Below are 21,510 nucleotides of genomic sequence, written 5' to 3' on the forward strand. Positions count from 1 at the left end.
AATCTCAGCTTACTGCGGCAATCCTTGCGTCAGTTTTTCCTGAATCCTACGAATTGTTACAGGGACCGCGCAATGCCAGGAATGGTCACGCCCACGAACGACCGGCACGCCGAACTGACCCGCTCGGGGCTGAACCTGATCCAGCAGGCGATCTCGATCTTCGACGCCGACCTGCGGCTGGCGGTCTGCAACCGCCCCTATCAGGCGATGTTCGGCCTGCCGGACGAGCTGACCCGCACCGGCGCCACCTTCCAGGATACGATCCGCTACCTGGTCCATCGCGGCGAATACGGCCCCCAGGACGACCCCGAGGCCGCGATTCGCGAGCGCGTCGACCAGGCCCGCACCTTCCAGCCGCATTACATGGAACGAAAGCGCGCCGACGGCCGCTGGATCTCGGTCGAGGGGGCGCCGCTCAGCCAGGGCGGCTGGATCGCGGTCTATACCGACATCACCCATATCAAGCGGCAGGAAGCGCTGCTGCGCGCCCGGTCCGAGGAACTCTCGGAGCTGGTGCTGGAGAATGCCGAGCGGCTGTCGGCCGCGAACCGCGCCCTGGCCGCGACCAATGCCGCGCTGGAGGAGGCCAAGCGCATCCTGACCGAATCCGAGGCCCGCACCCGCCATGTCACCGCCATGGTCCCGGCCCATATCGCGCATATGGACCGCGACTATCGCTATACCTTCTCGAACAACCAGATCTCGATGGTGTTTCCAGGCGCGAATCGCTCGATCATCGGCTGCCAATGCGAAACCGTGCTGGGCGCCGAGACCTTCGCCCGCATCCGCCCGCACCTGGACCGCGCCATCGCCGGCCAGCCGCAGGTGTTCGAGATCACGCACCCGCCCTCGGGTCGGCGCATCCGCATCGCGCTGACCCCCGACCAGAACGGGCGCGGCGTCTATATCCTGTCCACCGACGTCACCGCCGAGGTGCAGGCGCGCGAGGCGCTGACCCATGCCGCCAAGCGCGCGGTGGCGGCGCAGATGACCTCGGGGCTGGCGCATGACTTCGGCAACCTGCTGACCATCATCCTGGGCCTGCAGGGCCGGCTGGCCCGCGCCGGACTGCCGCCCGAACAGGCCGAGGACGTGCAGGCCACGCTGGCCGCCGCCCGGCGCGGGGTGCGGCTGCTCGACGGCATCTCGGCGCTGACCGGCCGGCGCGAGCACCAGCCGCAGCCGGTCGGGCTGCGCGCCATGCTGGACGACCTGGCGGCGATGACCCGGCCGACGCTGGGCGCGGGCGTCACGCTGGACACCCGCATCGGCGATCTGCCGGCGCGGGTGATGCTGGACCCCGGCGTGCTTCAGGACGTGCTGCTCAACCTGATCCTGAACGCGCGCGACGCCATGCGGGGCCGCGGGCGCATCGGCGTCACCGTCCGGCCCGCCGGCCGCTGGCTGGAGATCGCGGTCGCCGATACCGGCCCCGGCTTTTCCGACGAGGCGCTGGCGCGCGCGACCGAGCCCTTCTTCACCACCAAGGGCAGCCAGGGCACCGGCCTTGGCCTGTCGATGGTCTATGACCAGATCAAGCTGGCGGGCGGCACCCTGCGGCTGGGCAATGCCGAGGGCGGCGGCGCGCAGGTGACCATCCGCCTGCCGCTGCGCGCCGCCCGCCCGCAACTGGTGCTGCTGGTCGAGGATGACGACGCCATCCGCGCCCATATCCGCGAGATGCTGACCGCCCAGGGCCATTCGGTGATCGAGGCCGGCTCGCTGGCCGAGGCGCGCGGGTTGACCGACCTGGCCGGGCTGACCATGATCCTCTCCGACCTGCAACTGGGCGACGGTTCGGGGGCGGATCTGCGGGGCCGCGGCCTGCCGCTGGTGCTGATGACGGCGCTGCCGCCGGGCGATCCGCGCAGATCGGGGCTTGACTGCCCGGTCCTGACCAAGCCCTTTGGCGACACCGAACTGGCCGTGGCCATGGCAGAGACAGATGACTGACGCCCCCCTGATCGCCATTCTCGACGACGAGCCCGAAATCCGCCGCCTGCTATCCGCGGCGCTGGAAGACGCGGGCTTTCGCACCCAGGGCTTCGCCCGCGCCACCGAGTTCGAGGCGGCGCTGCGCCGCATCCAGCCCGATGCCTGCCTGATCGACCTGGGCCTGCCCGACCGCGACGGGCTGGCGCTGGTCCACCGGCTGGCCAGCGAATCCGGCGCGGCGATCATCATCATCTCGGGCCGGGCGCAGGTGCAGGACCGCGTGACCGGGCTGGAGCTTGGCGCCGACGACTACATCATCAAGCCCTTCGAGCCGGCCGAGGTCGTGGCCCGCATCCGCGCCCGGCTGCGCAAGCCCCAGCGCGAGACCGGCCCCGGCCGCCAGCAGGTCCGCTTTGCCGGCTGGTCGGCCGATTTCGACCGCTACACGCTCACCTCGCCCGAAGGCGCCGAGACCCCGATCAGCCATGCCGAGGCCGAGGTCTTGCGCCTGTTCCTGGACAATCCGCGCCGGCTGATCTCGCGCGCGCAGATGCTGGAAACGCTGGGCGGCACGGCGGGGGAAAGCTTCGACCGGGCGATGGACGTGCGCATCTCGCGCCTGCGCACCAAGCTGGGCGAGGATCCCAAGAACCCGCGCCTGATCAAGACGATCTACGGCGCGGGCTATATCTTTCTGGCCGAACTGGGCTAGATTGCCCCCGATCTGCCGGAGAACGCCCATGCCCACCGTCTATGTCCTGAACGGCCCGAACCTGAACCTTCTGGGCCAGCGCCAGCCCGAGATCTATGGCAGCACCACGCTGTCCGACGTGGAACGCGACTGCCGGGCGCTGGGGGCCGAGCTTGGTCTGGAGATCGCCTTCCACCAGTCGAACCACGAGGGCGCGATCATCGACCTGATCCACGAGGCGCGGCGATCGGCCCAGGCCATCGTCATCAACCCGGCGGCCTTCACCCACACCTCGGTCGCGATCCTGGATGCGCTGAACACCTTCGACGGTCCGGTGATCGAGGTGCATATCTCGAACGTCCACAAGCGCGAGAGCTTCCGGCACCATTCCTATGTCAGCCTGCGCGCCGAGGGCGTGATCGCCGGCCTGGGCATCCACGGCTACCTGCTGGCGCTGCGCCACGTGGCGAAGCTGGTGGGATAGGTGGGCTGGGGCGGTGGTTTGAGCCCGAAGCGGACGGCCGAACCGTAGCCGCACTACCTAGACGCACGTTCAACCTCCTGGAATTCAAAGCGTTGTTTGCGACTCACGAGGAAAACGCAGCAATCTGTATCGTGAACCCATTCAGAACATTTGAGGCGTGAATATGTATCACCCGCTGACCCGGAAGCACTTGTACAGCGCAACGAGGGTTTCTGTGTATTTTGACGAATACGGTAACGAGAAGTCTGCTTCCGGTACGGCATTTTTCCTAAGGACAAGCGCCGGAAAGTTGTATCTTGTATCAAACAGGCATGTCTTCGATGCAAGCTACAGTGACCCCCGCAAGAAAAATTGGGCTTTGAGAAAGGTAGTCGCTGCGGGATATTGTGACGGAAATCTGCTGCCGTTTGATTTTTCCTTTAGCCCACCACAGATTCTGTTTCCAAAAAATGAGAAGGAAGATGTTGCCGTGGTTGATCTGAGCAATGTCAGAATTGACGGAGCGTTGCCAGGCAGCGTGGTACCGATTGAGGAAAGCTACTTAGCGGCAGACGCCGACTTTTCCGAGGTAGATATCTCCGACATTGTGGCTTTCCCAGTGTATCATGGAGCGTCTAATCAGCCGGTAATGCGAACCGGGTGGGTGGCAAGTGATCCATCGCAGAATTTTATCGGGCATGGTCTCAGCGGCGACGCAAGGCGCATTGCAATTGAGGGATTCTCATGGGGCGGCTATTCTGGCTCACCTGTTTTTACTTTAGATAGAGGACTTCAGTCTGGCGCCGGCATTACTTACGGCGGCGGATTTCGAGGAAGTAAAATGATTGGCGTGAATGCTGGCCACATAAAGGTTGCGGATGGGTCGGGCGCACATGCTGGACTATCGTATCTTATTAAAAGCAGTGTTTTAATTGAGTTGCTTTCTTAAATGCCAACGTGAGGTCTTTGCTGATAGATTTCTCCTGCTCATGCAGGCTGCGAATGACCGCTCCGGTCCCGCAAAGCGGACTAGCCGCCCCCTCAAAACACCCCGCGCCGCGCCAGATCCTCGCCCAGCGCCTCGGCGCTGGTAAAGCGGATCGCGTCGATGCCCAGCGCGCGGGCGCCCTCGACATTGGCCGGGCTGTCGTCGATGAAGATGCAGTCCTCGGGGCGCAGCCCGTTACGGTCCATCAGCAGCCGAAAGATCGCGGGCTCGGGCTTCAGCGCGCCGACCTGGCCTGAGACCAGGATGTCGGCGAACAGCCCGCCCAGCCGGGAATGCAGTTCCAGCGCATGGGGCCAGGTCTCGGCCGACCAGTTGGTCAGCGCATAAAGCGGCACCCCGCGGGCCAGCAGCGCCTCGGCAATCGCCCAGCTGCCCGGCACGGTCTTTTCGATGGTGACGGGGAAAGCCGCCAGATAGCCGGCCAGGTGGCGCGCCTCGTCGCCATGGGCGGCGCGGGCGGCGGCAAGCCCCTCGGCAAAGCTGCGCCCGCCGTCCTGCATCCGGTTCCAGCCGGGAAAGTCGATGCGGGCCATCCAGGCCTCGGCCTCGGCCCGGCTGGTGAACACATCCGCAAAGGCCAGCGCCGGATCCCAGTCGATCAGCACCCCGCCCAGGTCGAAGATCACGCTTTTCATCGCATCCTTCCGCATTTCGCCGCGCCCAGATCGGCCGGAAATCCCGGCGCTGTAAAGCCCGAAAACCGCGCCGCGCGCCCCGCCATGCTGCCGGCAAGGCCGACGGATCCGCGACAGCGAGGGGCCGGCCGCGCGCGGCCCTTGCAATACGGGGCGCCGGAGCCTAGTGTCGCGCGGAAGACTCATACACTTGGGGAGCCCCGCACGGGGCTGAGAGGTGCCGGGCACCGACCCATCGAACCTGATCCGGGTCATGCCGGCGTAGGGAAGGGTAGAGTGACGCGGCCCGCAATCCCAGGCCGCCACCCATCCGCCCAGCGTCCGCGTGCCCGGCCGAAACGAAAGGCGGGCCATGTCGGGATTGCAGCCCCATCCCATCGCGCTGACCATCGCCGGCTCGGACAGCGGCGGCGGCGCCGGAATCCAGGCCGATCTGAAAAGCTTTTCGGCGCTGGGCGTCTATGGCGCCTCGGTCATCACCGCGATCACCGCGCAGAACACCCGCACCGTCGCCGCGGTCGAACCCGTCAGCCCCGCCATGATCGCCGCCCAGATCGACGCGGTCTTCGGCGACCTGGACGTGCGCGCGGTCAAGATCGGCATGGTCGGCGGCGTGGATGCGATCACGGTCGTCGCCGGCCGGCTGACGGCGCTGCTGGCGGACAACCCGGTCCCGGTGGTGCTGGACCCGGTGATGGTGGCGAAATCCGGCGACGCGCTTTTGCCGGACGAGGCCGTCTCGGCGCTGCGCGAGCAGCTGATCCCGCTGGCGACCGTGCTGACCCCCAACCTGCCCGAGGCCGCGCGCCTGCTGGACCTTGCCGCCGCCGCGACCCCCGAGGAAATGCGCCAGCAGGGCGAGGCGCTGCGCGCTCTGGGCGCCGCCAACGTGCTGATGAAGGGCGGCCACGCAACCGAGGACAGCTGCACCGACCTGCTGATCGGTCCCGAGCCGCTGGTCCTGACCGCGCCGCGGCAGCAGACGCCCAACACCCATGGCACCGGCTGTTCGCTTTCCTCGGCCATCGCGGCCGGGCTGGCGCAGGGCATGACGGTGGCGCAGGCCGTGACCCGCGCCCATGGCTGGCTGCAGGCCGCCATCGCCCGCGCCGACGAATTGTCGGTCGGGCTGGGCCATGGCCCGGTGCATCATTTCCACGCGCTCTGGGGGCAGGCATGAACCAGATCACCATCCTTGGCGCCGGGGTGATGGGGCTTTGCATCGCCACCGAACTGGCCCAGCGCGGCACCCTGCCGCGCATCATCGACCCGGCCGGCAAGCCCGGATCGCAAGCCTGCAGCTGGCGCGCGGGCGGGATGCTCGCCCCTTATTGCGAGGCCGAAAGCGCCGAGCCGGTGGTGCTGCGCCTGGGCGTCGAGGCCGCCGACTGGTGGCAGGCGAACGGGGCCGAGGTCATCCGCCGCGGCACGCTGGTGCTGGCGCCCTCGCGCGACCGGGCGGAACTCGACCGTTTCGCCCGGCTGACCGAGGCGCATCAGCCGGTGAACGGCGACGAAATCGCGGCGCTGGAGCCGGAACTGTCCGGCCGCTTCCCGCGCGGGCTGCATTTCGCGACCGAGGCGCACCTGAACCCGCGCGCCGCCCTGCTGGCGCTGCGCGACCGGCTGGAGGAACGCGGCATCCAGATCGAGACCGAGGGGACGCCCACCGGCCTTGTGGTGGACGCGCGCGGCTTGGCGGCCAAGGACGAACTGGCCGACCTGCGCGGCGTGCGCGGCGAGATGCTGGTGATCCGCTGCCCGGAAGTGACCCTGACCCGCACCATCCGCCTGCTGCATCCGCGCATCCCGCTGTACCTCGTGCCGCGCGGCGATGGCGTCTACATGATCGGCGCCACCATGCTGGAGACCGGCGGCAAGTATCGCGTCACCGCCCGTTCGGCGGTCGAGATGCTGTCGGCCGCCTATGCCCTGCATCCCGGCTTTGCCGAGGCCGAGATCCTGGAGCTTGGCTCGGATGCGCGCCCGGCCTTCCCGGACAACCTGCCCCGCCTGCGCCGGCGCGGCGGCACGCTTTACGCAAACGGCCTTTACCGCCACGGCTATCTTCTGGCCCCCGCCGTGGCCCGCATGGCCGCCGATTACCTTCTCGAGGGCCGGAAACCGGAGTTCATGGATGAAGATCACCCTTAACGGAGAGGCGCGCGACCTGAACGGCCCGTCCGTGCAGGACGCGCTGGCCGAGATCGGACTGGGCGCGGCCAAGGTGGCGACGGCGCTGAACGGCGCCTTCCTGCCCGCCGCCGCGCGGGCGGAAACCACGCTGAAGGATGGCGACGCGCTGGAAGTCGTGGCGCCGATGCAGGGGGGCTGAGATGCCGGACTTTTACGGAACCGCGGTCGAAAGCCCGCTGATGCTGGGGACGGCGCAATACCCCTCGCCCGCGATCATGGCGCAGGCGTTCCGCGCATCCCGCGCCGGCATCGCCACCGTCAGCCTGCGGCGCGAAGGCGGCGCCGGCCAGGATTTCCACAACCTCATCAAGGATCTGGGCATCCCGGTCCTGCCCAATACCGCCGGCTGCCATTCGGTGCGCGAGGCGGTGACGACCGCGCAGATGGCGCGCGAACTGTTCGAGACGCCCTGGATCAAGCTGGAGGTGATCCGCGACGACGACACGCTCTGCCCCGACGTGATCGCCCTGGTCGAGGCGGCGCGCATCCTGTCCGACGACGGCTTCCAGGTCTTTCCCTATTGCACAGAGGATCTGTCGGTCTGCGGCCGGCTGCTGGACGCGGGCTGCCAGGTGCTGATGCCCTGGGGCGCGCCCATCGGCTCGGGCCGGGGGCTGAACAACCCTTACGGCTTGCGCAGCCTGCGGGCGCATTTCCCGGACGTGCCGCTGGTGGTCGATGCCGGCATCGGCCTGCCCAGCCACGCCGCCCAGGCGATGGAGCTGGGCTATGACGCCGTGCTGCTGAACACCGCCGTCGCCAAGGCCGGCGATCCGGTGGCCATGGCCAGCGCCATGGCGCTGGCGATCGAGGCGGGCCAGCTGGCCCATGCCGCCGGCGCGATCGAGGCGCGGGACATGGCCGCGCCCTCGACCCCGCTCTTCGGAATGGCGGTGCTGGGATGAAACTGCCGCGCTTCTATCCGATCTTCGACAACAGCGACTGGCTGCGCCGCGCCCTGCCCTTGGGCGTGAAGCTGGTGCAGATCCGCATCAAGGACCAGCCGCCCGCCCGGCTGCTGGGCGAACTGGCGCTGTGCCAGGAGCTTTGCCGCGAACATGGCGCCACGCTGGTCGTCAACGACCACTGGCAGGCCGCCATCGACCTGGGCTGCGACTTCATCCACCTGGGGCAAGAGGATCTGGACACGGCCGACATTCCCGCGATCCGCAAGGCGGGGCTGCGGCTGGGCCTTTCGACCCACGACCATGCCGAGCTGGACCGGGCGCTGGCGCTCAGGCCCGATTACGTCGCGCTGGGTCCGGTCTGGCCGACGATCCTGAAGAAGATGAAATGGGAACAGCAGGGGCTGGACCGGGTCCGCGAATGGCGCCGGCTGGTCGGCGCGACGCCCCTGGTCGCCATCGGCGGCGTGACCCCGGACCGCGCGCTCGAGGCTTTCGCCGCTGGCGCCGACGTGGCCTCGGCCGTGACCGACATTACGCTGAACCCCGACCCCGAGGGCCGCATCCGCGAATGGCTGCGGGTGACGGCATGAACCGCTATGCCCGCCAGATGGTCCTGCCCGAGGTCGGCGCCCAGGGGCAGGACCGCATCGGTGCCGCCCATGCGCTGGTGGTCGGCGCGGGCGCGCTTGGCGTGCCGGTGCTGCAATACCTGGCAGGCAGCGGCATCGGCCGCATCACCCTGATCGACCCCGACACGGTCGAGGAATCGAACCTGCACCGCCAGCCGCTTTACCGCATGGCGGATCTGGGCCAGCCCAAGGTCCGCGCCGCGGCGCAGGCCCTGGCCGGGCTGAACCCCTCGGTCCGGGTCGAGACGCTGGAGGAGCGCCTGACCCCGCTGAACGCCCCCGCGCTGGTCGCGGCGGCGGATGTGGTGCTGGACTGCGCCGACAGCTATGCCGCTAGCTACACGCTGTCCGACGCCTGCCTGGCGGCGGGCAAGCCGCTGATCTCGGCCTCGGCGCTGGGGCTTGCGGGCTATGTCGGCGGCTTCTGCCGGGGCGCGCCCAGCCTGCGCGCGCTGTTCCCCGACCCGCCCGACAGCGGCCAGACCTGCGCCACCGCCGGCGTGCTGGGCCCGGTGGTGGGCATGCTCGGCTGCATCCAGGCGCAGATGGCGCTGCGGCTGCTTCTGGGCCTGGCCCCCTCGCCCCTGGGCGAGTTTATCCGCTTCGACAATGGCCGCTTCACCCAGTTCCGCTTCGACGCCGCGCCCGAGGCGACTGGCCCGCGCTTCATCGCCCGCGAGGAAATCCGCCCGGCCGACCTGGTCATCGACCTGCGCCCCGAGGACGAGGCCCCGCGCAAGGCCACCCCGGACGCGCTGCGCCTGCCCGATTACGGCGCGACCGGCCCCCTGCCCGACCCCGGCGGCCGCGTGGTGCTGGCCTGCCGTTCCGGCCTGCGCTCCTGGCGCGCCGCCGACGCCCTTGCCCGCCGCTGGAGCGGCGAGATCACCCTTCTGGCCCTTGGAGACGACGACCGATGAAACATTTCACCCTTGCCGCCGCCCTCGCGATCCTGGCCCAGCCGGCGCTGGCCCAGGACAAGGTCACGCTGATCCTGGACTGGTTCGTGAACCCCGACCACGGCCCGATCATCGTCGCCCAGGAAAAGGGCTTCTTCGCCGAGGAAGGGCTGGAGGTCGAGGTCGTCGCCCCCGCCGATCCCTCGGACCCGCCCAAGCTGGTCGCCGCCGGCAAGGCCGATTACGCCATCAGCTACCAGCCGCAACTGCACCTGCAAGTGCATGAGGGCCTGCCGCTGAAGCGCGTGGGCACCCTGGTCGCCACGCCCTTGAACTGCCTGATGGTCAAGGCCGACGGCCCGGTGCAAGAGATCGCCGACCTCAAGGGCAAGAAGATCGGCTATTCCGTCTCGGGCGTCGAGGAGGCGCTGGTCGGCCAGATCCTCGGGACCGCCGGGCTGACCATGGACGACATCGAGATGGTGAACGTGAACTGGTCGCTTTCGCCGGCGCTGATCGCCGGCCAGGTCGATGCCACCATCGGCGCCTATCGCAATTTCGAGCTGACGCAGATGCGGCTGGAAGGCGCCGAGGGCAAATGCTTCTTCGTCGAGGAACAGGGCGTGCCGACCTATGACGAGCTGATCTTCGTCGCCAACCCGGCCAACCTGGACCTGGACCGCACCCGCCGTCTGCTGCACGCGGTCGAGCGCGGCGCGCAATACATGATCAACCACCCCGACGAGGCCTGGGAGCTGTTCTCGGCCACCGCCCCCGACCTTCGCGACGAGCTGAACGCCGAGGCGTGGAAGGACACGCTGCCGCGCTTCTCGCAATCGCCGGCGGCGCTGGACCAGGGCCGCTATGCGCGGTTCGAGGCCTTCCTCTACGAGGCCGGGCTGGTGGACGGCGTGCTGCCGGTCTCGGACTTGGCGCTGGACGTGGGGGCGGCAGAATGAACCGCTACGGAGACGCCTTCGCCGCCTGGCGCGCCGACGCGCAGCCGGAATGGGACGCCTATACCCGCCACGCCTTCGTCGAGGGGCTGCGCGACGGCACGCTGCCGCAATCCTGCTTCCTGACCTACCTGGTGCAGGACTACCTGTTCCTGAAGAACTTCTCGCGCGCCTGGGCGCTGGCGGTGGTCAAGGCCGGCGACCTCGACGAGATGCGGGCCTGTTCGGCCACGGTTCACACCCTGCTCGATCACGAAATGGGCCTGCATGTCCAGACCTGCGCCCGCGCCGGCATGGGCCCCGAGGTGCTGGCCAATGCGCAAGAGGCGGTGACCAACATCGCCTATACCCGCTATGTGCTCGAGGCGGGCTATTCGGGCGATTTCCTCGACCTGCTGGCGGCGCTGATGCCCTGCGTGCTGGGCTATGGCGAAATCGGGCTGCGGCTCCAGGCCGAGGCGGCGCCCGACACCCCCTATCGCGAATGGATCGACACCTATGCCGGCGCCGAATATCAGGCCGCCTGCATCTCGGCCGGCGAATTGCTGGACAGCGCCATCCGCAAGCGACTGGGCGCGGCGCCCCAGGAAAGCCCGCGCTGGACGGCGCTGTCGCAGCGCTTTGCCACCGCCACCCGGCTCGAGGTCGCCTTCTGGGAGCTTGGCCGCGCATGACCGCCGCGGCCTCGGTCCGCGGCCGCGCCTGGGTCGGCGAGGCGCCGCTGTTCGCGCCGGTGGAGCTGGTGCTGGAACTCGGTGGCTGGACCTGCCTGCTCGGCCCCTCGGGCGTCGGCAAATCGACCATCCTGCGCCTGATCGCCGGGCTGGAAACCGGCGCGCGCTTCGAGGGCGAGGTGGTGCGCAACTGCCCGGTCGCCCTGATGGCGCAGGATCCCGGCCTGATCCCCTGGCTCGACGTGACCGGCAATGTCACCCTGGGCGCCCGGTTGCGCGGCAGCCTGGGGGCTTCTTTCGTGTCCAAATATCCTGGGGGACGCCGGAGCGGCCCCATCGAGGGGCCGCTCCGGCGGGGGGCAAAGCCCCCGGCCGCCCCCGCAGCCCGCGCGGCCCATCTGATCGAGGCCGTGGGCCTGGCAGACCGCGCCCATCACCTGCCCGCCAACCTGTCCGGCGGCCAGCGCCAGCGCACCGCCCTGGCCCGCACGCTTTTCGAGGACCGGCCGCTGGTGCTGCTCGACGAGCCCTTCTCGGCGCTCGACGCGCGCACGCGGGCGCAGATGCAGGATCTGGCAGCGCGCCTGCTCGACGACCGCACGGTGCTTCTGGTCACGCATGACCCGGCCGAGGCGGCACGGCTGGGCGACCGCATCCTGCTGTTGCGGGAAACGGGGCTGACCGAATGGCCCCGGCCCGACACGCGCCCGAAAGGCGCCGCCCGCCCCTATGACGCGCCCGAGGTGCTGGCCCTGCAGGCCGAGCTGATGCGGGGGATGATGGCATGAGAACCGTCGCGGCCCTGGTCGTCACCATCCTGGCCCTCTGGCAGGGGGTCATCTGGCTCGCCGGCATGCCGCCCTTCCTGCTGCCCTCGCCCTTGGCCGTGGCCGACGCGCTGTGGATCAACCAGGCCGAGATCGCCCGCCATGCCGGCTTCACCCTGGCCGAGGTGGTGCTGGGCTTCACCCTCGGCTCGGCCCTGGGCGCGGCGCTGGCGGTGGCGATGGGGTTTTCGCAGAAACTGACCGGCGTGCTGCGGCCGATCCTGACCTTCAGCCAGACCATCCCGGTCTTTGCCCTGGCGCCGATCCTGACCTTGTGGCTGGGCTTCGGCATGGCGCCCAAGATCGCCATGACCGTGCTGATCGTGTTCTTCCCGGTCGCCAGCGCCTTCCTGGACGGGCTGATGCGCACGCCGCAGGCGGCGCTGGACCTGGCGCAGGTGATGGGCGCCGGCCGCACCCGCATCATGCGCCACCTGCGCATCCCCGCCGCGCTGCCGAGCCTCGCCACCGGGCTGCGGCTGGCGGCGGTCTATGCGCCCATCGGCGCGGTGATCGGCGAATGGGTGGGCGGGGCCCGCGGCCTTGGCGCGCTGATGATCCATGCCAACGGCCGGATGAAGACCGCCCTGGTCTTTGCCGCCCTGCTGGTGCTGTCGGTGATGACGGTGATCTTCGCCCGGCTCGTCGCCATCGCGCTGCACCGGCTGCTGCGCCGCTACGGCGTCTAGCAGGTTGCTGAAAAAGTCCTTGCGACAGGACAGCGTGGGCGGGGAACCGGGAAATCCGCTTCAAATTTGCCGAAAATACCCCATTTTCGGGCCGATATTAGCTGGATCCAGAACGATTTCCGCTGCGTCGCCCTCTCAAAATCCTTTTTCAGCAGCCTGCTAGACCAGGCGCGCGGCGCGGGCCAGATCCTCGGGCGTGTTCAGGTTCAGGAACGGGTCCAGCGGGCGGCTGTCGAACACCGCCCGTCCCGGATCATGCGCAGCCGCGAACTGGCCGATCCGGTGCAGCCCGGATTCCAGCGCCTCGTGCAACTCGCCGCGCAGCGACACCGGCCAGAGCGCGCAGGTCGGATGGTCGCGCAGCTGCCCGCTGTCGTCCGGACTGGCGGCGATGGCCACGCCCGAGCGGCCGGCCGCCTCGCGCAGCCGATGCACCAGATCCTCGGGCAGGAAGGGCGTATCGACGCTGACGCTGACGACGCTGTCGGCCCCCTCGGCCGCCGCCCATTCCATGCCGGCCAGAACCCCGGCCAGCGGCCCGGCGAAGCCGCCGATGCCGTCGGCGATCACCGGCAGCCCGTATTCCGCGAACTGCTCGGGCTCGCCATTGGCATTGATCGCCAGCCGCCCGCATTGCGGCGAAAGCCGCGCGATCACCCGCGACAGCAGCGTCTCGCCCGCCAGCATCCGCAAGGCCTTGTTGCCCCCGCCCATGCGCGTGGACAGGCCCCCGGCCAGGATGGCGGCGGGCAGCGCGCTCATTCCAGCCCCGCGGCGATGGCGCGGGCCAGCGCAAAGACCCGCTGTTCGAGGATCACCGGCGTCTCGCAGACATAGGTCAGCGCGTGCTGGCGGTCCTGGAAGATGCGCATGTCCCAGTCGAGCCGTTCCTCCTCGGCGTCGATCGCGTCGAAATCGGGTTGTTCGGCCTTTTGCAACTCTTCCATCCTGGCGCGGTGGGCGTCGATCCTTTGTGCCAGATCGACCTGCTTGTGGCCATAGCGCGCGATGCCGGCGATCAGCGCGGTGCGATGCGGCTCGATCCGGTCAAAGATCGCCACCATCAGCGCGGTCAGCTGCCGGTCGTCGGCGCCCTCGGCGAATGCGGCGATCTCGGCCTCGGCCTCGGGCAGCGGCAGGCGGCGCTGCTCCAGCCGGTCGGCCAGGGCGGCGATCTCGGGCGTGCGGGCCAGGTCGCGCACGGCCTCGTCCGGCTCGGGCCCGGACCACATCTGGCCCAGCGACAGGTGCGGCTGCTTGCGCTGCACGCAGGGCCAGTCGGGATCGGTGCCGCTTTCCGCCTGCGCCGCGCCTGCGCCCGCGACAAGGCAAAGCGCCAGAACCAGGTATCTCATGCTCCCCCCTTTCGCCGGGCCCAGAGCCCCTTGGCCGGATCATACATGATCACGGCCCCTGCAAAGAACAGGATCAGGCAACCCGACACCACCAAGAAGGACAGAAGATCGAAGCGCGCGTAAAGGGCAAAGCGGATCAACTCAACCGCATGGGTGAAGGGATTGGCCGCGCAGATGTCATGCAGCAGCGGCGAGCTTTCGTTCATCCGCCACAGCGGGTAAAGCGCGCTGGAGGCGAAGAACATCGGGAAGATGACGAAATTCATCACCCCGGCAAAGTTTTCCAGCTGGCGGATAGCCGATGACAGGAACAGCCCCATCGCCCCCAGCATCAGCCCCGCCAGGAACAGCGCCGGCAGCACCGCCAGATAGCCGATGGCGGGCGGCTGCACGTCCCAGAACCAGGCGATGGCCAGGAAGGCATAGACCTGGATGATCGACACGATCACCCCCGCGACCAGCTTGGCCGCCAGCAGGAACCAGCGCGGGAACGGGCTGACCAGCAGGGTGCGCATCGCCCCCGTCTCGCGGTCATGCACCATCGAGAGCGAACTTTGCATGCCGTTGAACAGCTGGATCATCGCGCAAAGGCCGGGGGTCACATAGACTTCGTAAAGCACATAGGTCTGGTAGGGCGGCGTGATCGACAGGCCCAGAACGGCGCGGAACCCGGCGGCAAAGATGAACAGCCAGACCAGCGGCCGCACCAGCGCCGCCAGGAAGCGGCCGCGCTGGTTGACGAAGCGCAGGGTCTCGCGCCGGGCGATGCCCAGGAATGCGGTCAGCCACATGCGCGGGGTCAGGCGATGGCTCATGCCGCCTCCCCCGTCAGGCGCAGGAAGGTGGCGGTCAGGTCGTCGCCGCCGATGGCGCCGGCATTGCCGCAGGCCAGCACCTCGCCCCGGTGCAGGATGACCAGCCCGTCCTCGGGGCGGATCTCGTCCAGGATATGCGTGGCCCAAAGCGCCGAAACCCCGCCCCGCACCAGCGCGCGGGTCAGCGCCACCACCTCGGCGCGGGATTTCACGTCGAGGCCGACGGTCGGTTCGTCCAGCAACAGGATCTCGGGGCGGTGGATCAGGGCGCGGGCGATCTCGGCCCGGCGCTGCTGGCCGCCGGACAGGGCCGAGACCCTGGCATGCAGCCGGTCCGACAGCTCGACCTGCGCCAGCACCTCGAGGCTGCGCGCCCGCGCCTCGCGCCGGGGAATGCCGTGCAGCGCGGCGTGGTATTCCAGGTTCTGCGCCACGGTCAGGTCGGCATCCAGCGCGCGGGACTGGAACACCACCCCCAGCCGCGCCAGCGCCGCGCCGGGCTGGCGGCGCAGGTCGTGCCCCGCCACCTCGATCCGGCCCGAGCGGTTGTCGTAAAGCCGGGTAATCAGCGAGAACAGCGTGGTCTTGCCGGCGCCGTTCACGCCCAGAAGCGCGGTGAAGCCGCCGCGCGGCACGGTCAGCGACACGTCCTTCAGCGCCTGAAAGCGGCCGAAGCTGTGGCTGACATGCTGGATGGAAAGCGCGTCCTGCGGCATCTGGCAAAGGGGCGGGGCGCGCACGGCCCCCGCCCGCCTGGCTTACTGGATGTTGAACACCGCCTGCTGGGTTTCGCCCTGCGAGCCGGGGATCGACAGCGTATAGCGGCCCGGCACGATGGCGATGAAGCTGATCGTCGCGGTGCCGGCATCGTCGAACTCCAGCGAATGCACGCCCATCGGCCGGATCTCGATGTCGTTGATGACGATCTCGTTCACCCAGATCGCGCGGAAGAAGTCGCCGCCCGACAGCGCCAGTTCCTGGCTGCCGTCCGCATTGATGTCGAGGCGATAGAAGCCGCCCGACTTCAGCTTGTATTCCGCCGTCGCCACCGGCTTGCCCGAGGCCAGCGTCAGCGGCGCCAGGTCGGTGCGGTTGTCGCGCGCCATGATCCCCGAGAAGCCGAAGTCGAACTTGGAGCCGGCCTCATGCACGCCCTCGGCGCCGCCTGCCTCTGCGGCATCGTCGTCGTCGTCATCATCGTCGTCCTGTTCGGCGGCGGGGGCGCCATCGGTGGCGGCGCCGGCCTCGGGGCTGGCTTCGGGCGCGGCCTCCTGCGCCGTGGCGGGCAAGGCCAGCCCGGCCATGATCAGCAGGACGGTCAGCAAACGGGTCATGGTTCTTCCTCCCTCTTGAACTCTCATCAGTTGGGCGCGACGACCACGCCCCAGGGCTGCTGGCCCACGGGCACGGATTTGACGACCTTCAGCGTCGCCACGTCGATCACCGAGACATCGTTGGAATTGCCGTTGGTGGTGAACAGGTATTTCTCGTCCGGGGTAAAGGCCATCTGCCAGACCCGCTGGCCGACCAGCAGGTAGTCCTGGACCTCGTCCGTCTCGCCGTCGATCACGGCGACGCGGTTGGCGGGGCCCAGCGCGACAAAGACCTTGCTGCCGTCGCCGGTCACGCGCACGCCGACCGGCTGGATCGCCTCCGGCAGGACGCCGGGGATCTGGAAGCTGATCTTCTTGGTGATCGCCTGGGTCGCCGGGTCGATCACGCTGACCGTGCCGCCGATTTCCGAGCTGACGTAAAGCTTGGTCCCGGCATCGTTGAACTGGGCAAAGCGCGGGCGCGAATCCACCAGCACGTTGGCGAAGATCTCGAAGCTTTCGCTGTCGATGAAATGCGCCATGTTGGTGGTTTCCGAGGTGTTGATGACCACCTTGCCGTCGGGGCTGACGCCCATGCCCTCGGGCTCGACGCCGACCGGGATCTCGGCCAGAACCTTGTGGGTCTGGGTATCGACCACGGTCACGAGGTTGTCGTCCTCGTTTGCGATGTAAAGCGGGTTGCCCGAGGGATGCAGCACGAACAGCTCAGGGTCCGGCCCGGAAGGCAGCGTATGCATTTCCTCCATCGTCTCGGGGTTGAAGACCCGCACCAGGTCGTCGTCCGAGGCGCAGACGTAAAGCTCCTTGCCGTCGGGGCTGATGGTGATGCCGCGCGGGCGGGCGCCGACCGGATAGGTGCCGATCACCTCCAGCGTCTCGCTGTCCAGCACGGTGACGTCATTGCCCTTTTCGTTGCTGACGAAGACCCGGTTGGCGGCGGCGGGCAGGGCGAAACCCAGGCACAGGGCCGAGGTCAGGATGGCGGTTGCAGCTTTCATCTTTGGCCTCAGAACTTGCATTCGGTTTCGGGACGGTCGAAGCCCAGCGTGTCCAGCGCCGAGCTTTGGTGCAGATACTGGTCCTGCGGGCTGACCGAGGCGGTGACGGAATCGGTGGCCAGCAGGATCGGCTGGCGCAGCTGGTGGTCCCAGTCGCGCAGGGTCAGCTTTTGCCCCTTGAAGCCCGCGACCTCGAAATTCTCGGACAGCATGAACTCTTTCAGCGCGACGGGGTCGGTGCTTTGCGTGCGCGTCGCCGCCTCGCCGATCATGCGCAGCGCGATCCAGGTCTGGTAATCCTCCTCGCGGATCGGGCGGCCGGCGAGCTTTTCGAAACGGTTCTGGAACTGCGTCGCCCCCCAGGCCTCGAGCGAAGGCGCCCAGCTGCGCGGCACCAGCCCGGCCGAGCCGGCGACCGGGCGCGGATCCCAGGTCGCATAGGGCAGCCAGTCGGCAAAGACGCCGTTCTCGTCCGCCGCGATCAGCACGTCATGGGCCGGCGCGCGCTGGGTAAAGACCGGCATCTGCTGCTGGACCTGCACATGGCCGCTGTCGCTGCGCCGGCTGCCGCCGGTATCCTCATAGGTGCGGGCCTCGACGATCTTGGCGCCGAACTTGGTCGCGGCGCGGCGATAGGCGTCGGCAAGCGCCACGTCCTCGGGATGGCTGCCGGCGATCAGGAACCAGTTCGGCCATTGCTTCCACATCAGGAATTGCGCCAGCGCATCGGCCAGCATGGCGTGGCTGGGCGCGGCATGGATCACGTTGAAGCGGCAGTCCTTGCCGCGCAGGCCGTCGCCGCGCGCCCGCGCATTCAGCACCAGCGCCCGGTCGCCGGCCTGGTCGGCCAGGGCCAGCGTCTGCGCATCATCGGCCAGCGTGACGATGAAGGGGATGCCCTGGGCCAGCAGCTTGTCCATCTCGGCCGGGGCGGATTCGGGCGTGGCGGCGATCTCCAGCGCCTCGAAATCCTGGTTCATGAAGCGGCCGGTGGTGTCGTTGTCCTCGATCGCCAGCCGCGCGCCGGCAAAGCCCAGATCCTCGGGCGGCGCGTCCAGCCGCGAGATGGGCGGCAGGCTGGGCACGTCCACCCGCAGCACGGCGGCGCGCACGGTCTGCGAGGCTGCGACATCTTGCGCAAGGGCTGGATTTGCCATGGACAAACCAGCCAAAAGTATGATGATTCTGCCTTTCATGGCCGTCCTCCCCCCTGCATCATGCCGGGTCAATCCGCCTGCGCCAACCCGGCAGATGCCCCGGTTCCAGCCGGGTGAAATCCCCTGATACCTAAGTCTTAGGGACTTTCGTCCTATGGACGCACACGGGGGCCGAGGGCATGGTTTTGCGCATGGGATTCCCGCGGCTCATCCTGATTGCCTGCGCCGCCGTCCTGGCCGGATCCGGCGCCGGGGCGGACCAGCCGGCACGCGGATCGCCGCCGCCGCCCGACAGCGCCGCCTGGTTCGGCCTGCATTTCATCGACACCTCGACCGAAGGCGCGATAAACGGCGTGCGGGCGGACGAGACCCGCCGCATCGAGATGGCCGAGGCGGTCATCGCCGAGGATCTGCGCAACCGCGGCTTCACCCTGCTGGAGCCGCCGGCCGAGCAGGTGGCCGGGATCAAGAACCTCACGCAATCGAATGGCAGCGACAGCCGCATCGCGCGCGAGCTGGGGGCGCATTACGCGATCTCGGGCGAGGTGCAGAAGGTCTCGAACCTGATCCTGTCGCTGAACCTTTACGTCCGCGACGCCGCCAGCGGCGACACGGTGCGCGCCGGCGTGGTCGACATTCGCGGCAATACCGACGAAAGCTTCCGCCGCGGCTATCTCTACCTGTTGAAAAACATCATCTTTCGGGAGGAATGACGGATGATCCGACTGCTGGCCCTGTCGATCGGTGCGGCCCTGGCCCTGGCCCCCGCGGCCGAGGCGCATGGCCCGCCGCGGCTGAAGCTGGAGATGCAGCAAAAGCTGGATGCCACCCCGGACGAGGTCTGGGCCGCGATCGGCCGGTTCGACGACATGAGCTGGCACCCGGCCATCGCCAGCCTGGAGCTGACCGGCGACGGCTCGGCCGACCAGCCCGAGACGTCCACCCGCGTTCTGCACCTGAAAGCCGACGCGGGGGATCCGACCATCACCGAGGTTCTTTCGAAATGGCAGCCCGAAAAGCGCTGCTATGCCTATCGCATCACCGAGGTCGAGGTGACGGTGCTGCCGGTGACGAACTATGCCGCGACGCTTTGCGTCCGGGACGAGGGCGGCAAGGCGCTGGTCAACTGGAAGGGCGGCTTCTATCGCGGCTATCCCAACAACGAGCCGCCGCCGGAACTGAACGACGAGGCGGCGATCCAGGCCGTGACCGGCGTCTACCGCGCCGGGCTCGATGCGCTGGCGGAACGGTTCGGCAAGGCCGAGTAGCGGGGTCGCTTACGGGGTGGCGGGGCTGACCGGCTCCAGCCCGCCGCCCTGTTCCTGCCAGCCCTCGATCCCGTCGGGAAACCAGATCACGCCGCGATAGCCCAGCGCCACGGCGCGCTTGGCGGCGTTCCAGCTCATCCAGCAGTCGCGCTTGCAAAAGATCACCAAGGGCGCCGCCTTGTCGCCGCCCGACAGGCGCGCCAGCCCCTCGGCCAGCCGCGCCTGTTCCACGGGGGAGAGCCGCTCGTAGCCGGTGCCGTGCAGCCAGGTCGCGCCCGGAATGGACAGGTGCGGCGGCGCGTTCCACAGCGTGCCTTCGGGCAGGCCCTCGGGGCGGGCGGTGCGCGGCAGCACGTCGACGAAGGGCACGCCGCGGGCATGCAGTTCCATCGCCTCGGCCGCGCCGATCACCTGCGCGCCGGCCAGGGTGGCCGGGGTTTCAGACCGATAGGGCTCGCCATGGAAACCCTGCGGCTCGGGCACCTGAGCCTGGGCCTGGACCGCGCCGGCCACAACGACCGCCAGCGCCGCCCAGGCCTGTCTCATGGTTTCAAGCCCTTGCCGTAATCGTCCAGCAGCGGCACGCCGGCATCGCGCAGGATGGCGTCGATCTCGTCCTGGTGGCGGCGGATCAGGCTGTTCAGCTGCCGCTTCCATTCCTGCTCGTCCAGCCGCACGCCCATGGTGATGCGATAGAACATGCGCGGGCCGCCGGCTTCCTTGAGCAGGGGCGTGAATTGCAGTTCGGGATCGTGCTTGACCAGCGGACCGGCCAGCGGACCCCAGATCACCGCGGCCGCCAGCGCGCCCGATTTCACCTGGGCCAGCATCTCGCCCGCCGGATCCTCGACCCGGCGATCCACGAACAGATCCCAGCCGCGCATGTCCTTGGCCAGCCCCGCCCGCGCCAGGTTGGTCGCCGGCGGCGTGCCCGCCACCACGCCGATCGGATGGCCCTGAAGCGCCGGATCCTCCAACACCTCGACCGAGGCCAGCGGGCTGTCCCGGCGCGTCACGATGCCGTAGGCCGAGGTATAGTAATGGTTGGTGTTCTGCACCATCTCGTCGCCCTGGGCATAGCCGATGACGACATCGCAAAGCCCGGCGCGCAGGGTCTTGCGGATGAAGCCCGGCCCCTGCGGGAACCAGGTATAGGCCACCGGCAGGCCCAGCTTGTCGGCGAAAAGCCGGGCGATGCGGTTCTCGAAACCCTGCTCGTCCTGGGACGACATCGGCACCGCGGCGGGATCGGCGCAGACCCGGAATTCGGTCTTGGACCGCAGGTCGGCGACCTGCGCCGGCGCGGGCAGCGCGGCGCAGGCCAGCAGGGCGGCAAGGGCAAGCGCGCGTCTCATCCGCTCATGCAGGAATCTTCCTGCGCGACAAATTCCTCGGACTTGTCCTCTCTCTTGGCGGGGCGGCCGCGCGGCAGCTCGCCCACCCCCCGCGCCAGCAGATAGGCATAGATGTCGTCGATATAGCACCAGACGTTCTTGTTGGTGCCAAAGGCCGGCATGACCAGGTTGGCGGCCGTGTTGACCTCTTGCTTGCCCGAGGCGGCGATTTCCAGGAAATCGTAATAGCCAAGATTCAGCACCGAGTTCTTCAGCGCCGGCGCATAGGTCGAGCCCTCGCCGTCCGGGCCGTGGCAGACATGGCATTCCGCCGAATAGCGGCGATAGCCCGAGAAGGTCGCCCAATCCACCGTGCCGTCCTCGGCGATCTTGAAGGTGGGGATGTCCTCGGCCGTATACCAGCGGCCGTTCTCCATGTGGTCGGGGGTGATGTCCTGGCCGTTCGGCAGCGCCTGCTTGCCGCCGGCCTCCTGCCCGGCGGGTGCCTCGGCGGCCGGTTGCTGTTGTTGCCCTCCATCGCCCGAGACGGCGGCGGCAGCGCCTGCCCCGGCCTGGGCCGGGGGCGTGTCGGCGGATTGCGCAAGGGCCGTTCCGGTAAGTGCGCCGATCATGCAGGCGACACCGATCGCCATCAGGCTGGCGGTCGTCTTGCTGGTCATGAATTTCCTCCCTGGCTGTCACCCGAAGATGATGGCTCGCCCCAAGGTTATCCCTGGG

27 protein-coding genes and 1 riboswitch are annotated in these 21,510 nt (G+C 68.6%); of the genes, 16 read left to right on the top strand and 11 right to left on the bottom strand.

The features are described 5' to 3' along the window. Positions 1–81 precede the first annotated feature (81 nt). From E3U25_RS19915 to E3U25_RS19930, 4 genes are all read left to right on the top strand, one after another. Positions 82–1,953: a PAS-domain containing protein gene (locus E3U25_RS19915; protein ID WP_114536086.1), complete on the top strand. Its 1,872-nt coding sequence runs from the start codon at positions 82–84 to the stop codon at positions 1,951–1,953. Continuing rightward, complete coding sequence (locus E3U25_RS19920) at positions 1,946–2,647, top strand: response regulator transcription factor (RefSeq protein ID WP_116223260.1); 702 nt, start codon at positions 1,946–1,948, stop codon at positions 2,645–2,647. Before E3U25_RS19915 ends, E3U25_RS19920 begins: the two co-directional genes overlap by 8 nt. Before the next feature lie 28 nt (positions 2,648–2,675). Continuing rightward, a complete protein-coding gene (aroQ, locus tag E3U25_RS19925; protein ID WP_116223259.1) occupies positions 2,676–3,110 on the top strand; it encodes a type II 3-dehydroquinate dehydratase in 435 nt (144 codons plus the stop codon). Between the two features lie 214 nt (positions 3,111–3,324). Continuing rightward, positions 3,325–4,038, top strand: coding sequence for a trypsin-like serine peptidase (locus E3U25_RS19930; RefSeq protein WP_140846475.1), 714 nt, complete (start codon positions 3,325–3,327; stop codon positions 4,036–4,038). 92 nt (positions 4,039–4,130) lie between these two features. Here E3U25_RS19930 and E3U25_RS19935 read toward each other — a convergent pair whose 3' ends face one another. Beyond that, complete coding sequence (locus E3U25_RS19935; RefSeq protein ID WP_116223302.1) at positions 4,131–4,733, bottom strand: HAD family hydrolase; 603 nt, start codon at positions 4,731–4,733, stop codon at positions 4,131–4,133. A gap of 181 nt (positions 4,734–4,914) precedes the next feature. Further along, positions 4,915–5,018: riboswitch (TPP riboswitch) on the top strand. Between the two features lie 67 nt (positions 5,019–5,085). On the opposite strand from E3U25_RS19935, the gene thiD reads away from it, so the two are divergent. From thiD to E3U25_RS19985, 10 genes are read left to right on the top strand one after another with little or no spacing between them, the layout of a single operon-like run. Further along, complete coding sequence (gene thiD / locus E3U25_RS19940) at positions 5,086–5,913, top strand: bifunctional hydroxymethylpyrimidine kinase/phosphomethylpyrimidine kinase (RefSeq protein WP_116223301.1); 828 nt, start codon at positions 5,086–5,088, stop codon at positions 5,911–5,913. Further along, the gene (locus E3U25_RS19945) at positions 5,910–6,887 is read left to right on the top strand and encodes an FAD-dependent oxidoreductase (RefSeq protein ID WP_116223258.1); all 978 of its coding nucleotides are present in this window, start codon (positions 5,910–5,912) and stop codon (positions 6,885–6,887) included. The genes thiD and E3U25_RS19945 overlap by 4 nt, the downstream gene beginning before the upstream one ends. Beyond that, positions 6,871–7,068 (top strand): sulfur carrier protein ThiS, encoded by a 198-nt coding sequence (thiS, locus tag E3U25_RS19950; RefSeq protein WP_036753591.1) that lies wholly within the window; start codon positions 6,871–6,873, stop codon positions 7,066–7,068. Before E3U25_RS19945 ends, thiS begins: the two co-directional genes overlap by 17 nt. Position 7,069: 1 nt before the next feature. Then, complete coding sequence (locus tag E3U25_RS19955; protein WP_116223257.1) at positions 7,070–7,834, top strand: thiazole synthase; 765 nt, start codon at positions 7,070–7,072, stop codon at positions 7,832–7,834. Next, positions 7,831–8,427, top strand: coding sequence for a thiamine phosphate synthase (locus tag E3U25_RS19960; RefSeq protein ID WP_114536084.1), 597 nt, complete (start codon positions 7,831–7,833; stop codon positions 8,425–8,427). The genes E3U25_RS19955 and E3U25_RS19960 overlap by 4 nt, the downstream gene beginning before the upstream one ends. Continuing rightward, positions 8,424–9,386 carry a HesA/MoeB/ThiF family protein gene (locus E3U25_RS19965; protein WP_181180796.1) on the top strand — a complete coding sequence of 321 codons (963 nt, stop codon included), beginning with the start codon at positions 8,424–8,426 and terminating at the stop codon, positions 9,384–9,386. Before E3U25_RS19960 ends, E3U25_RS19965 begins: the two co-directional genes overlap by 4 nt. Then, entirely contained in the window at positions 9,383–10,324 is a 942-nt protein-coding gene (locus tag E3U25_RS19970) for an ABC transporter substrate-binding protein (RefSeq protein ID WP_116223255.1), read from the top strand. Before E3U25_RS19965 ends, E3U25_RS19970 begins: the two co-directional genes overlap by 4 nt. After that, complete coding sequence (tenA, locus tag E3U25_RS19975; protein WP_036753605.1) at positions 10,321–10,995, top strand: thiaminase II; 675 nt, start codon at positions 10,321–10,323, stop codon at positions 10,993–10,995. The genes E3U25_RS19970 and tenA overlap by 4 nt, the downstream gene beginning before the upstream one ends. After that, positions 10,992–11,783, top strand: a complete 792-nt coding sequence (locus tag E3U25_RS19980; RefSeq protein ID WP_116223254.1) for an ABC transporter ATP-binding protein — start codon at positions 10,992–10,994, stop codon at positions 11,781–11,783. The genes tenA and E3U25_RS19980 overlap by 4 nt, the downstream gene beginning before the upstream one ends. Beyond that, positions 11,780–12,511, top strand: coding sequence for an ABC transporter permease (locus E3U25_RS19985; protein WP_116223253.1), 732 nt, complete (start codon positions 11,780–11,782; stop codon positions 12,509–12,511). The genes E3U25_RS19980 and E3U25_RS19985 overlap by 4 nt, the downstream gene beginning before the upstream one ends. Before the next feature lie 159 nt (positions 12,512–12,670). Here E3U25_RS19985 and mobA read toward each other — a convergent pair whose 3' ends face one another. The 7 genes from mobA to E3U25_RS20020 form a co-directional block, all read right to left on the bottom strand. Next, entirely contained in the window at positions 12,671–13,273 is a 603-nt protein-coding gene (mobA, locus tag E3U25_RS19990; RefSeq protein WP_116223252.1) for a molybdenum cofactor guanylyltransferase MobA, read from the bottom strand. After that, complete coding sequence (locus tag E3U25_RS19995) at positions 13,270–13,866, bottom strand: hypothetical protein (protein ID WP_116223251.1); 597 nt, start codon at positions 13,864–13,866, stop codon at positions 13,270–13,272. Before E3U25_RS19995 ends, mobA begins: the two co-directional genes overlap by 4 nt. Next, the gene (locus tag E3U25_RS20000; protein ID WP_116223250.1) at positions 13,863–14,681 is read right to left on the bottom strand and encodes an ABC transporter permease; all 819 of its coding nucleotides are present in this window, start codon (positions 14,679–14,681) and stop codon (positions 13,863–13,865) included. Before E3U25_RS20000 ends, E3U25_RS19995 begins: the two co-directional genes overlap by 4 nt. Further along, positions 14,678–15,397, bottom strand: coding sequence for an ABC transporter ATP-binding protein (locus E3U25_RS20005; protein ID WP_036753804.1), 720 nt, complete (start codon positions 15,395–15,397; stop codon positions 14,678–14,680). The genes E3U25_RS20000 and E3U25_RS20005 overlap by 4 nt, the downstream gene beginning before the upstream one ends. Positions 15,398–15,439: 42 nt before the next feature. Next, complete coding sequence (locus E3U25_RS20010) at positions 15,440–15,832, bottom strand: cupredoxin domain-containing protein (RefSeq protein ID WP_052095847.1); 393 nt, start codon at positions 15,830–15,832, stop codon at positions 15,440–15,442. A 209-nt stretch (positions 15,833–16,041) separates the two neighbouring features. Beyond that, the gene (locus tag E3U25_RS20015; protein WP_116223249.1) at positions 16,042–17,013 is read right to left on the bottom strand and encodes a YVTN family beta-propeller repeat protein; all 972 of its coding nucleotides are present in this window, start codon (positions 17,011–17,013) and stop codon (positions 16,042–16,044) included. A gap of 8 nt (positions 17,014–17,021) precedes the next feature. Beyond that, complete coding sequence (locus E3U25_RS20020) at positions 17,022–18,170, bottom strand: ABC transporter substrate-binding protein (RefSeq protein ID WP_244295382.1); 1,149 nt, start codon at positions 18,168–18,170, stop codon at positions 17,022–17,024. A gap of 191 nt (positions 18,171–18,361) precedes the next feature. Here E3U25_RS20020 and E3U25_RS20025 point away from each other — a divergent pair, with 191 nt between their 5' ends. Next, on the top strand, positions 18,362–18,883 hold the full coding sequence (locus E3U25_RS20025) for a DUF3280 domain-containing protein (protein ID WP_114536092.1): 522 nt from the start codon (positions 18,362–18,364) through the stop codon (positions 18,881–18,883). Between the two features lie 3 nt (positions 18,884–18,886). Next, positions 18,887–19,438 (top strand): SRPBCC family protein, encoded by a 552-nt coding sequence (locus E3U25_RS20030; protein ID WP_036753635.1) that lies wholly within the window; start codon positions 18,887–18,889, stop codon positions 19,436–19,438. 9 nt (positions 19,439–19,447) lie between these two features. On the opposite strand, the gene E3U25_RS20035 is transcribed toward E3U25_RS20030, so the two are convergent. From E3U25_RS20035 to E3U25_RS20045, 3 genes are read right to left on the bottom strand one after another with little or no spacing between them, the layout of a single operon-like run. Then, entirely contained in the window at positions 19,448–19,984 is a 537-nt protein-coding gene (locus tag E3U25_RS20035; RefSeq protein WP_116223247.1) for a PQQ-dependent catabolism-associated CXXCW motif protein, read from the bottom strand. Further along, positions 19,981–20,793, bottom strand: coding sequence for a substrate-binding domain-containing protein (locus tag E3U25_RS20040; RefSeq protein WP_036753642.1), 813 nt, complete (start codon positions 20,791–20,793; stop codon positions 19,981–19,983). The genes E3U25_RS20035 and E3U25_RS20040 overlap by 4 nt, the downstream gene beginning before the upstream one ends. Next, on the bottom strand, positions 20,790–21,452 hold the full coding sequence (locus E3U25_RS20045) for a c-type cytochrome, methanol metabolism-related (protein ID WP_036753643.1): 663 nt from the start codon (positions 21,450–21,452) through the stop codon (positions 20,790–20,792). The genes E3U25_RS20040 and E3U25_RS20045 overlap by 4 nt, the downstream gene beginning before the upstream one ends. Positions 21,453–21,510: the final 58 nt, after the last annotated feature.

Source organism: Paracoccus versutus, from assembly GCF_029909795.1.
In the GTDB taxonomy this organism is placed as follows: Bacteria; Pseudomonadota; Alphaproteobacteria; order Rhodobacterales; family Rhodobacteraceae; genus Paracoccus; species Paracoccus versutus.